This window comes from Bacillus sp. AFS077874, from assembly GCF_002566505.1.
Taxonomy (GTDB): Bacteria; Bacillota; Bacilli; order Bacillales; family Bacillaceae_G; genus Gottfriedia.
In genome coordinates, this window is record NZ_NUYF01000007.1 from 238,132 (window position 1) to 250,886 (window position 12,755).

Consider the following 12,755-nt stretch of genomic DNA (forward strand, 5'->3'; position numbering starts at 1 on the left):
CTCATTTCACTTTTTGATATTCACTAATAAAGCTCGTTGTATAATCGCCTTCTTGGAATGCATTCGTTGATAGAATATCAATCAAAAACGGCACATTTGTTTTAATACCTTCAATTTCTACCTTTTTAAGATAATTGTGCAGTTGAATTACTGCTTCTTTTCTTGTATTAGCCGTAACAATTACTTTCGCTAATAGTGGATCATAAAACGGTGATACAACCCATCCATCATAAAGATGCGTATCAATACGTACACCAATCTCCTCTGGGAAGTTACAGTGTTGAACTGTTCCTGGTGATGGGAAGAAAGTTTTAGGATCCTCAGCATATACCCTTACTTCAATAGAATGACCATTCATTTCTACATGAGTAGGACGAATTGGAAGTGTTTCACCAAATGTGATACGGAACTGCCATTCAACTAGATCAATTCCTGTAATTCCTTCTGTTACACCGTGCTCAACTTGTAATCTAGTATTCATTTCTAAGAAATAAATATTTTCTTTTTCATCAACTAAAAATTCAATTGTTCCAACGTTTACATATTTAATTTGATTAGCAATCGTAAGGGCATATTCTTCAAGTTTCTTTCTACCTTGTGGAGAAAGGAACGGTGATGGTGCTTCCTCAACAACTTTTTGGTTTCTTCTTTGAATTGAACAATCTCTTTCAAATAAGAAAACAGCATTGCCATGAGTATCAGCAGCGATTTGTGCTTCAATATGTCTCGGTTTAATAATTGCTTTTTCAATGAAAACATCATCATTCGCAAAAAATTGAAGAGCTCTCGTTTGTGTTGTTAAAAATTCTTTTTCTAGCTGTGCTTCGTTTTCGATTAACTTCATACCGATTCCGCCGCCACCACTAGACGCTTTTAACATAACAGGATAGCCAATTTCGGCTGCTATTTCTCTCGCTTCTTCAACCGATTGAATTGGGTGAGAATTTCCTTTAATTAATGGAATGTTTAATTGCTCCATTATTTGTCTAGCTCTAATTTTTTCGCCCATCATCTCTAAATGCTCTGGCTTAGGACCAACAAATAAAATGCCTGCTTCATTACATTTTCTAGCAAAATCACTATTTTCTGATAAGAAGCCATATCCAGGATGAATTGCTGTTACATTATTTTCTTTTGCAATTTTTATAATTAAATCAGCGTTTAAATACGTATCTTTTGTATGATTCCCTTTTAAAGAAAAAGCTTCATCACTTAACTTAACATGCAAACTTTCCTTATCAGCATCTGAATAAACTGCCACAGTTTGATAACGAAGCTTTTTACATGTTTCGATAATTCTACATGCGATTTCCCCGCGGTTTGCAATAAGTATTTTGATCATATTCTCTCTCCTTATCGGCATCCTAATTGACGTGCAATTACCATACGTTGAATTTCTGATGTACCTTCACCAATTTCAAGTAACTTAGCATCACGTACTAAACGCTCGATGCCATACTCTTTCATATAGCCATATCCACCATGAATTTGTAATGATTCATTCGCAATTTTGGAAGCGATTTCAGATGCGTATAACTTAGCGAATGCCGCTTCTTTCGTAAACGGTTTTCCATTGTCTTTTAACCACGCAGCTTTGTGCACCATATTTCTTGCTAACTCAATTCCCATTGCCATATCAGCTAATTTAAATTGAATAGCTTGGAAACTAGATAAAGGTTGTTTAAATTGTTTACGTTCTTTTGCATATACTAATGCTTTATCAAAAGCCTTTTGTGCAATACCTACAGCAAGTGCTGCAATTGAAATTCTACCACCATCTAATGTATATAAGAATTGGCCAAAACCTTTATCAGGATTGCCAAGAATATTTTCTTTTGGAACACGTACTCCATCTAAAACAATTTGAGTTGTATTAGAAGCACGAACACCCATCTTGTCATAAGGATCTGTAATTGTTAATCCTTCTGAGTCAGTTGGAACGATAAATGCACATATATTTTTCTTTCCTTTTTCATCAATAGAAGTATAAGCAGTTACGATAATTGTGTTAGAATACTGAGCGTTTGTAATCCAGCATTTTTCACCTGTAATCACATACTCATCACCTTCTAAAACTGCTTTTGTTTGTGTTCCACCAGCATCAGAACCCGCATTTGGCTCAGTTAAACCGAAAGCTCCTAGCGTTTTTCCTTGCGCCATTGGAACTAAGTATTTTTGCTTTTGTTCCTCTGTACCAAAATAGTAAATTGGAGAAGCACCTAATGAACATGTTGCAGCAAAGCTTAAACCTGTTCCTCCACATGCACGCCCTATTTCCTCTACAGCTAACGCATAACTAATTGTATCGCCACCGCTACCGCCATACTCTTCAGGGAACGGAATTCCTAATAAACCTAATTCACCCATTTTTTTGAACGTTTCAATTGGGAATTTGCTATCACGATCAAGTTCCTCTGCAAAAGGCTCAATTTCCTTTGCCGCGAAATCTCGTACCATTTCTTGAATCATTTGCTGTTCTTTAGATAATAAAAAATCCATGTGTTAGTCACTCTCCTTTTAATATTTAGGTACGTTTAAAAAAACGTAAGAATGTCTCCAACTGCAGCAAATAGCAGTGGAGTCTCATATTTCGTGTATAAGAAATAAATATTTTAGTCTTACAATTGATAATATTCGCTATTTTCTACCATTTCCCTTTAATCTATGTTCGACAAAATGAGACAAATAAGGAAAGGTTAGGAAAAGTTGAGGAGTGGTGGGGAGATAGTTTGAAGTGCTACTAGTCCATGACAATCAAGTTTTCCTCTTAAAAAAACAAAAATCACTTCATTTTTTAATGAAGTGACTTAATTCTAGTTAGTAATTATTCCTTTAATGGAACAACAACAGAACCCATTAAATACTTTTGTCCACTACTATTCTTCTGAACTACTAAAACTTCATAGGAACCAGCCTCTTTGGTTGAACTAGTTGCAGAGTATTTCAAGAATAAAGTATTACTCTTTTCTTTAAATGTGGGAATTTCTACCACACTAAATCCTTTTAACTTTTTATATGCCGAATTTAACTCATACTTTGTTTTTTGAGAATTTTTCCTGCTAAAATTAGCATCCATTTCAAATTTAAAATTACCTTCACCTGTGGTATAACTTTCTAAGTACCACCGGTAATCATTTTCTATATTATCTGCCAGATCGACCAATTCAAAATGATAATCGCCTGTTTTTAATTTTAAAAGTCTACCATTATGATTACTTAATTCGATACTATTAAAGAAAGGTATATACTCACGCAATTCAAATGTAAATATACCATTATCATGAATTGATGTATCGATTACTTTCGTTTTTTTACTAACTAATACATTATCACGAAATAATCTAACATTTGTAATCGGTGCTTTATTGTAATTATCGTAGAAATATAAAGTTATTCTTTTCGTATACTCATTTTTATTAAAGAATAAATAATTTTTTTCTTTTTTAATTTCTCCTTCTAATTTAGCAACAGCAGAAAGCATGGGATGTGTAGGGTGATTATTTTTTTGGGAGTTGCATGCTGTAAATATAGCAATGAGTGTAGCGGTTAGTATAAATAAACAAAGCTGTTTTTTCAATAATATTCCTCACTTCTTTTTTTTCCTAATTTAAATTTCAAAATTAAAAGAATAAACTATTTGCGAGGATATCTGAAAAACCATTTATACGTTCCGTCACGATCATTCGCCCTGCTGTACAAAGTCTTTTTTGAGCCAAGTAAAGGTTTGTATGTGTATTTGTACTTTTCTACCTTAATTTTATTAGCACTCCATAATTCATAGATATAACCTTTTTGTGCAGTAAATTCTACAGTTGATGTTTTTCCCCAACTCTTACCAAATGTTCCTCCCAGATTTGCTTCGGCAATTTTTTTGATTCCAAATTCAGTAGAACCGGAAAGGGTATAAGTAGAATTTGAAGTAGAAGATAATGTAACTGTCGCTTGTGCATTTACAGTTTCAAATGCATCTTTATCCCATCCATTATATTTATATGAGTATGCGTAATAATTCCACTTTTTATCTTTCCAGGGACCTAAAAGTTCAGAACTGCCAAATTCATTAGTCGATCCATAAGTAACACTAGGACGACTATTTGAAGGAACAACTGCTGCCAGTGCAGATAGTGGGTCGAATGTAGAAAAAATAATTCCATATGATAAAATTAATCCAAGTCTTTTTTTCTTAAATTGTTTCACTAAAATTCTACCTCCTACTATATTTATTTCGGTATGTTTCAATAGTAATTAACAAATATTTTTGTATAATTTGTTACAGATGATATTCAATAAACAACATTGAAACGCTAATTTACATTAGTTAAGGACGGTTTAGAATCTAGTAATTGTTACTATGTTTGAATGAGTATGTATAAAATACAAAAAGGGCACCTATCCATCAAATAACGATGTAATAGACACCCTAAACATTTTTATTATTTATTAACCAGGGTACTCAAATGTTCAGCAGCCGATTTAATATCTTCTTCCCCTAATATCGCAGAAACAATTGCAACACCGTCAATTTTTGTTTCCATTAATTCAGCAACGTTTTTTTCATTAATTCCACCGATGCCTACGATTGGAATTTTTACTGCCTCACGTATTCTTCGTAACTCATCTAGTGCTAAATATTTTGCATCTAGTTTTGTACTCGTCGGATACACTGAACCAATACCAACATAATCCGCACCTTGTTCCTGTGCAATCATTGCTTCTTCTAATGTTGATGCAGATACACCAATAATCATATCTTCCCCAACAATCTGTCTAGCCACAGTTAAAGGTAAATCTTCTTGACCGATATGCAAGCCATCAGCCTGTATCGCCAATGCGATGTCTAAACGGTCATTAATAATCAATGGAACATTATATTTTGAAGTGACTTCTTTTACTTGCATAGCAATTTTGTAAAAGTCTAGACTACTACAATTCTTTTCTCTTATTTGTACGATTGTTGTTCCACCTTTAATTGCTTCCTCAACAGATTGAACTATATCTCTTGATCCTAATACATCTCGATCTGTTACTAAATAAAGCTTATAATCTATTTTACTTTTAGTTATAGCCATTCGATTTTTCCCCCTGTTAGAAGTGTATCAACAGAAGCTTTAGATACTTCATCAAATAAGTTTACTTTAAATGTGCCAATTCCTTGTCCTTCAGTTAGGCGAGCCTTAGCAAGCTCTCCACATAGACCCATTGTCGTAATACCGGAAACAGCTGCAAGGAAATAATCAGTCGTTGCTCCAGCATAAGTTCCAATTAATGATGTACTCATACATCCAGTTCCAGTTACATCTGCTAGCATTTTAACTCCATTTGAAATGGTACATACTCGGTCTTGTTCTGCAACAATATCTACCGCACCTGTAATTGCAACTACTGAGCCTAATTTCGCTGAAAGAGATTTCGCAATTTCAACACCGTCTTCTTCGCCGGCTACAGAATCAACACCTTTAATTTGAACATTTAAGCCAGCAATCATTTTAATCTCTGACATATTTCCACGAACTACTGCAAAACGTACTTCTTTCAATAATTTAGCTGCCGTTTCTGTACGTAGAGTTGTTGCTCCTACACCAACAGGATCTAATATGACTGGTACCCCTAATTGATTAGCCTTTTTACCAGCTTTAATCATTGATTGAATTGTTCTTTCATTTAGTGTTCCAATATTAATAACAAGTGCTGAAGCAAAAGATACCATTTCTTCTACTTCGGCTAAATCATCGGCCATAACTGGTGATCCACCTAGAGCTAGCACCATATTTGCACAGTCATTTACAGTTACATAATTTGTAATGTGATGAACTAAAGGCTTTTTCTCTTTCACGCTTTCAAGAATTTGACTCATTTCATTCATAGTTAACATTTTTTTCTCCCCCGATTCGCTTTGGAACAAGCTTATTAATAACAAACTGGACAACTATATAAATGACACAAATTAAAATCATACTTGGAACAGTAGCCCCAAAGAAGAAATCTAATTGGACAAACTTGCGATAAATGAAAACCCCTAAAATCCATGTAATAAATGCAAGCCAATCAAATTTCAACGATTTTCTTATATTTGTTCTTTTTAGAATAAAGTAATCTGTTAATAAAACTGCGTACAACGGTGCAAAAAAAGAACCTATTGTATATAAGAATCCTTCATATTTTTCGATTGGGAAAATAACAGCCAATATTGTTCCAATAGCGGTAACGATAAGAGCTATATGTTTTCCATTTAGCTTTGGAAAAATAGTTGTAACTGATATTCCAGCAGAATAAGCATCCATAAAAGTCGTTGTAACAGTCGCTAAGACGACGATACCAACTGCAAATAATCCTAGATTTGCACTCATTAAAACAGCAACCGGGTCTACTTCATTAAATGCTAATGCTGCGCCTAATCCAATAATATACATCCAAGAGCTACCAAACATATAACCTATAAAACTACCAATTGCACCATCCTTTGTTGTCTTCGCAAATCGAGTATAATCACTAATTAAGGGAATCCAAGATAATGGCATAATCACCGACAATTCAACTGCTCCTCCAAAAGATAACCCAGAAGTGCTTGGCTGAGTTAAGATTTTATCACTTTTAAAAATGACAAAACATAGCACAATTGTTAAAACAAATAATAAACCAACCGCTAAACTATTTAGTTTTTTCGAAGCATTTTGTCCAAAGTACAACCAGATTGCGATTAATACTCCAATTACTAAACACCAAACCCATAAGTGGTCAAACCGATAATCTTTTATTGTAACTAAATTGATTGAGCGAGCTCCAGTTAAAATCATAATTGCTGTCCAGCCTAGTAACTGTAGAACATTCAAAATTGAAAACAAATAGCTACCATAGTTACCAAATGAAATTTTTGTAGATTCCATGGCTGACAATCTTTGCTGAGAACCAATGACTCCACCTAAAATAAGCAATAATGTTCCAAGTAAATGCCCTACTAAAATGGCCGCCAAACCTTTCTTAAAACCTAATGGCGCTACTAGGGCACCAGTCATAATTTCTGCTACAGAAACTGCCGCACCAAACCAAAGTGTTGTAAAGTTCCACTTCGTCATTTTTGCATTTTGATTAGACATATTGAACTCCTGCCTTTTCATACAATGAGTAGAAATGATGTACAGGACCTACCCCTTTTCCGATTGAAAAGGAATGTTGTATTGCTAATGTTATATAGTTTTTCGCTTCTCTAATTGCCTCATTTATTTCAAGTTCATTTGCTAAATTAGATGTAATGGCTGAAGATAAAGTACAACCTGTACCATGGGTATTAATTGTATTGATTCTCACGCTATTAAAGCTTGTGAACTCCTCACCATTAAAACAAATATCAGTAGCTTCCCCTTCTAGATGACCACCCTTTACAAGGACGTTCTTAGCACCTAATGAGTGAATTTGAATAGCAGCTTCTTTCATCTCTTCAATCGTTGTAATTTTTCTACCAGTAATAACTTCTGCTTCAGGAAGATTTGGCGTAATAACAGTTGCTAACGGTATCAACTCTTGAATTAAAACTTCCTTTGCATCCTGACTTAATAAGTCAAATCCGCTTTTTGAAACCATAACTGGATCAACTACGATTTGCTTTGGTTTATATTGCTTTAGTTTCTCAGCAATGACTTTAATCGTCTCTATTTGAGATACCATTCCAATTTTTACAGCATCGACTTCAATATCAGTAAAAATTGCATCTAACTGACTAGCAATCATCTCCGGTGTCATATCTTGTACTGCAAACACTCCTTGCGTATTTTGGGCTGTTACTGCTGTAATAACACTCATTCCAAAAACACGATGAGCTGAAAACGTCTTTAAATCCGCTTGAATACCTGCACCACCACTTGAATCAGAGCCTGCTATTGTTAATACTTTCTTCAATTTTCTTCCCCCTATTTCATGAATAGAACTCTTTGATCTTACAGATAGAAGATGAAACTTGATTTTAAATACAAAAAAGCACAAATCCCATAAGGACTTGTGCTCGAACAAATCAATGTTAAGAATACAAAATATGCATTCTACCGTTCACTTTCCTACGCTGGCATTATCCAGATCAGGTTAAAGGGTCAAAGACTATTGTGTCTTAATCTCAGCCGACCATTTACGGCACCCCTAGTACTATTCAATTATTTAAGTTAATTACTTTATCATCTTAATTAATCCTCTAAATTTATTCAAGTATTTAGACTGGTTCCTTTAAATTTTGTCTTTAAAGAAAACCATATTACTATTTTGAATAATTTACTGTATCACAATTTGAACTACAAGTTTTTGCGATTGAGCAAGAGCCACATTTACCTTTTTTTGTTTTCTTTATATATCGTAAAAGTGTCCATCCTGCATATCCAAAAATAAGAGCTCCTATTATAATATTGACAATCATAAGTAGATACTCCTTTCTTTAGTAGCCTAAGAGACTTCCAACTTGATAGATAATTAGCGCTAATATATACGCAATAACTAGTGCATATCCAACTGAGAAATACGTCCATTTAGCTGAACCTGTCTCTTTACGAATTGTCGCAACAGTTGCAAGACATGGTACATACAATAAGACAAATACCATAAAGCTAAATGCAGAAAGTGCAGAAAACTGTGTTGACAATATTCCTTGTAAAGAATTCGCATTCGGCACGTGATAAATGATATTCATGGCAGATACGACAACCTCTTTAGCCAAAAATCCTGTTAGTAAAGAAGCACCTGCTTGCCACGTCCCGAATCCTAAAGGTGCAAGTATTGGTGTAAGAATGCCCCCAATCATTGCTAAAAAGCTATCATCCATTGGAACATCGAAACCACTTGGCCCCATATAAGATAATAACCAGATTACTACAGAACCACCAAAGATAAACGTACCTGCTTTTCGAATAAACCCTTTACCTTTATCCCATGTGCTTCTAAACAAAGCTTTACCTTGTGGCATACGGTACGGTGGGAGTTCTACGACAAATAATGAAAACTCACCCTTTAATATAGTAGATGAAAAAACCTTAGCTAATACTAATGCAACTACTATTCCGAGTATATATAGTGAAAAAACAACTATTGCTTGATTTTTCGCAAAAAACGCACCAACGAATAGTGCATATACCGGTAAACGCGCCGAACAAGACATTAATGGTGTTAACAAAATCGTGAGTAGTCTCTCTCTAGGCTGTTCAATCGTTCTAGCAGCCATAACTCCAGGTACATTACAACCAAATCCAATAATCATTGGAATAAATGCCTTCCCGGTTAAACCAACCATTTCCATCGAACGATCCATTACTAAAGCCGCCCGAGACATATATCCAAAATCTTCAAGGAATGATATTAGTAAAAACAAAATAAAAATTTGCGGAACAAAGACTAAAACTCCACCAACACCGGCAACAATTCCATCAAGAATAACTGCTTTTATAAAATCAGATGCATGAATTACATTTAAGCCGTTCGTAAGCCAGTCTGTTACAGGTCCTGATAAAAAACCATCTAACGCGTCGGATAAGGGTAACCCTAACCAATCGAAAGTAAGCTTAAACATTAAAAACATTGTTACTAAGAAAATAGGAATACCCAAAATTGGATGAGTAACAAATCGATCAATGCGATCAGTTAGTGTAACTGCTTCATTAGATTCTTTCTCTACAGATCTACCTATTAAATTTGAAATCATTTCTTTTCTTACAGAATAAATCCATTTTGAAGGTGATACACCTTGTTCACTGTTTAATTGTTCCACTGTTATTTTAATTACTTGGTCAATTTTACTAAAATCGTAGGATGAAGCGATAAATTCGATTACCTCTTTATTACCCTCTAGGATTTGTATAGCAGTCCATCTTCTAGGAATAGATAAAGTTGAAGGTAATAGCGTCATAATATTTTTAATACCGTCTTCAACAATTTTTCCATAATCAATTTCAAACTCAACCTCTGATTGTGGAATTGTCGCTAGTACTTCATTTACTTCGTCTGTTCCCTTACCCGATCTAGCATCAATTGGAATAACTGGTACTTGTAATATTTTTGAGATACTAGAAGGATCAACTGAAATTCCTCTCCTTTTAGCAACATCAACCATATTTAGACCAATAATCATTGATTTATTAAACTCTAGAAGTTGTAGAGTGAGCATTAAATTTCTCTCTAATTGAGCAGCATCAACAATATTAATCATCCCATCAAATGTTTCATTTACAAAAAAATGTGAAACAACGGCCTCATCTTTTGAAAGAGGGCTTAGAGAATAAATACCTGGTAAATCAATTAGATTTCCAAGTTTATTTTTAATAGTCCCTACCTTTTTTTCAACGGTAACCCCACTCCAATTTCCTACGTATTGGTATGTACCTGTTAAATTATTAAATAGAGAAGTTTTTCCTGTATTTGGATTTCCAATAAGCGCTATATTTAACATATTTTTTCTACCTTTATCCCTGATGCATCTAAAAATCGAATGCCAAGTGATTGTCCGCAATTTTCAATCATACAAGGTCCTTTGAACGGCATTGTACATTGTAGGCAGACCATAGACCCTTCACTTATCCCTAGATCTAAAAGACGTCTCTTCACTGCCTCACCTAGTGATGACAAGTCTGTTATTTTTGCTTTTTCGCCCTTTTTTAATTCTGAAAGTAACATAAGTGATTCCCCCGGATCAAAACTTATTATATATAAACAATCAATAATGATAATCCTTATCAATATCTTTATCTTAAGTTAAGACAAGTTAATTGTCTACCTGCTTTTATGAAAAGGTTAACTTAAGAAAAAATACCCAAAATTGCGTGAATAAAATCAAGAAAAAACCTACAAAGATATGTCTATGTAGGCTTTTTTAGAAAAAGATGATTATTCTTTATTATTTTAAATCTTTAACTTCTTTTAATACACTTTCTAATTCGTCACCAGCTTGGTTAAGTGTATCTGCATTCAATGGGGATACTTTTACTCCTGCTTCAATAATATGAAGTGGCGTTTCAACTTTTTCATAAAGTTCTTTGTCTTTACCTTTTACCGAGTCTTCAAATTTTTCCCATGATTTTTCAAGCGCTTCTCCGCTATCTTTTGCCTTTGCTTCATCATTATTTGAAATTTGTGTTTTCAATTCTGAAATCGTTTTGATCATATCATCAGAACCAGTTTTAATTGCATCGTCTGTTTTCGTTCCACATGCAGATAAAGTTAAAGATAGTCCTAAAGCCATTGCTGCGACTAGTTTTTTATTAGATAACATTTTTCGTTCCCCCTGAATTTTTACTACTTTTATTATTATTTTTATTTGAGAATCTATTATAAATAACAGTAATACAAGCTATTAGCAACAAAATCATCTGGGGTACAAAGCTCTCCCAAGTTGAATAAATCGCAAAGAAATCAATTGTAGGAATAGGAGCCTGAGTCGCTGGAAGTAATCCAGATAGTTGCAAACCATGAATTCCCATGCCGGCAAATTTAAAGCATAAATAGAACATTAATATACTTGAAATAAGGAAAAACGGTCTCATTGGAATTTTCAGACCAACCTTTAAGATTAAGAAGCTTATTATTGCTAAAATTGCAAATCCTAACCCAATTCCTATTAATAATGACGATAGTTTAATTGATGACGCCATTCCAATAAAGAATAGTACAGTTTCAGTTCCCTCACGGAAAACTGCTAAAAACGCAAGAATTGATAAAGATAATAAACTACCTGTATTTAATGCTTTATCACTCTTATTTTTAATATATTGTTGCCATTGTTTCGTATTAGATTTGCTATGTAACCAGTAACTCATATATAAGAGCATAACAGCAGCAAATACTCCAGTCCAGCCTGCGATTAAGAAGTTATTACTTCCAAAAGCACCTGCTGAGAATAAAATGTTTACGATAACACCTAGTATGATACTGACACCTAATCCAGCTCCAACACCAAACCAAATCCATTTACTTTTCTTTTCTTGTCCAGACTTTTTAATAAAACCTAGTAATGCTACAACTACTAGTAATGCTTCTAAGCCTTCTCTAAGTAAAATTGTTATAGCATCTAACATTGTATAACTAGTTTTAGACGCTAATGGTAATAGATAATCACGCATATCTGTAATTGTTTTTGTAGCCGCTTTCACATCAGGCGTTTTAGCAGTTAGCATTGCATATGAAGTAACCATATCTCTTTCAGTGTCAGTGTAAACTGTTTGAGATTGTGTTAATACAACACCTTCAATATTGATCCAAGATTTTCTAAATTGATCAATCTCCGAAGTTGCTCCTAATACATTATTATCTTTTAAATCTGCTAAAGCTTTGTTTAAAATTTCGATTAAATCTTCTACACTACCTGTACTTTTTGAATCTAATTTTGAACTAGCGAACTGATGAGAAATAAACTTTTCATTCACCTCTTCTAATTCTTTAAGTGCAGTAACAAGTGCATTTTGATTCACTGTTTTTTGTGCTAGGTTATACTGAACCATTCCCATAGCTTCCTCGATTTTGCCATACGCATCAATCGATTTATTTTTTATTCCATCCTCTTTATCAAGCCACTCGTCGTTGAATTTTTTATATTCCTGCTCAGCAGATTTAAAATCTCCTTTTTGTGCAGATTGGATTGCACTTTCTACAAAAGAATTTGCATGTGTTAAATCCTCTTCAGGGCTTGCAGCAAAGGTTTTAAATGGTAAAACTAGTAATAGTAAAGCTGTTAAAGTTACTTTAATAAGAGTCTGCTTCATCGTTGATTTTCCCCTTAAATATAAATGATAATC

13 protein-coding genes and 1 riboswitch are annotated in these 12,755 nt (G+C 33.9%); all 13 genes read right to left on the reverse strand.

What is annotated here, in order from left to right; all coding sequences use genetic code 11:
• Position 1: 1 nt before the first annotated feature.
• Complete coding sequence (locus tag COJ46_RS07275; RefSeq protein ID WP_097975126.1) at positions 2–1,342, reverse strand: acetyl-CoA carboxylase biotin carboxylase subunit; 1,341 nt, start codon at positions 1,340–1,342, stop codon at positions 2–4.
• A gap of 11 nt (positions 1,343–1,353) precedes the next feature.
• On the reverse strand, positions 1,354–2,499 hold the full coding sequence (locus tag COJ46_RS07280; RefSeq protein WP_097975124.1) for an acyl-CoA dehydrogenase family protein: 1,146 nt from the start codon (positions 2,497–2,499) through the stop codon (positions 1,354–1,356).
• A gap of 325 nt (positions 2,500–2,824) precedes the next feature.
• Positions 2,825–3,577, reverse strand: coding sequence for a hypothetical protein (locus tag COJ46_RS07285; RefSeq protein ID WP_097975123.1), 753 nt, complete (start codon positions 3,575–3,577; stop codon positions 2,825–2,827).
• A gap of 56 nt (positions 3,578–3,633) precedes the next feature.
• Positions 3,634–4,197, reverse strand: a complete 564-nt coding sequence (locus tag COJ46_RS07290; RefSeq protein ID WP_097975121.1) for a hypothetical protein — start codon at positions 4,195–4,197, stop codon at positions 3,634–3,636.
• A gap of 236 nt (positions 4,198–4,433) precedes the next feature.
• Positions 4,434–5,069: a thiamine phosphate synthase gene (thiE, locus tag COJ46_RS07295; protein ID WP_097975119.1), complete on the reverse strand. Its 636-nt coding sequence runs from the start codon at positions 5,067–5,069 to the stop codon at positions 4,434–4,436.
• The gene (gene thiM, locus COJ46_RS07300; protein ID WP_097975117.1) at positions 5,060–5,872 is read right to left on the reverse strand and encodes a hydroxyethylthiazole kinase; all 813 of its coding nucleotides are present in this window, start codon (positions 5,870–5,872) and stop codon (positions 5,060–5,062) included. The genes thiE and thiM overlap by 10 nt, the downstream gene beginning before the upstream one ends.
• Positions 5,856–7,094, reverse strand: a complete 1,239-nt coding sequence (gene cytX, locus COJ46_RS07305) for a putative hydroxymethylpyrimidine transporter CytX (protein WP_097975115.1) — start codon at positions 7,092–7,094, stop codon at positions 5,856–5,858. The genes thiM and cytX overlap by 17 nt, the downstream gene beginning before the upstream one ends.
• Entirely contained in the window at positions 7,087–7,893 is an 807-nt protein-coding gene (gene thiD, locus COJ46_RS07310; RefSeq protein WP_097975113.1) for a bifunctional hydroxymethylpyrimidine kinase/phosphomethylpyrimidine kinase, read from the reverse strand. The genes cytX and thiD overlap by 8 nt, the downstream gene beginning before the upstream one ends.
• Positions 7,894–8,028: 135 nt before the next feature.
• Positions 8,029–8,139, reverse strand: a riboswitch (TPP riboswitch).
• Positions 8,140–8,242: 103 nt separating this feature from the next.
• The gene (locus COJ46_RS07315) at positions 8,243–8,398 is read right to left on the reverse strand and encodes a FeoB-associated Cys-rich membrane protein (protein WP_056469655.1); all 156 of its coding nucleotides are present in this window, start codon (positions 8,396–8,398) and stop codon (positions 8,243–8,245) included.
• 18 nt (positions 8,399–8,416) lie between these two features.
• On the reverse strand, positions 8,417–10,417 hold the full coding sequence (gene feoB / locus COJ46_RS07320) for a ferrous iron transport protein B (RefSeq protein WP_097975111.1): 2,001 nt from the start codon (positions 10,415–10,417) through the stop codon (positions 8,417–8,419).
• Entirely contained in the window at positions 10,411–10,641 is a 231-nt protein-coding gene (locus COJ46_RS07325; protein ID WP_097975109.1) for a FeoA family protein, read from the reverse strand. Before COJ46_RS07325 ends, feoB begins: the two co-directional genes overlap by 7 nt.
• Positions 10,642–10,861: 220 nt before the next feature.
• A complete protein-coding gene (locus COJ46_RS07330) occupies positions 10,862–11,236 on the reverse strand; it encodes a hypothetical protein (RefSeq protein WP_097975107.1) in 375 nt (124 codons plus the stop codon).
• Positions 11,226–12,722: an FTR1 family iron permease gene (locus COJ46_RS07335; protein ID WP_097975105.1), complete on the reverse strand. Its 1,497-nt coding sequence runs from the start codon at positions 12,720–12,722 to the stop codon at positions 11,226–11,228. The genes COJ46_RS07330 and COJ46_RS07335 overlap by 11 nt, the downstream gene beginning before the upstream one ends.
• Positions 12,723–12,755: the final 33 nt, after the last annotated feature.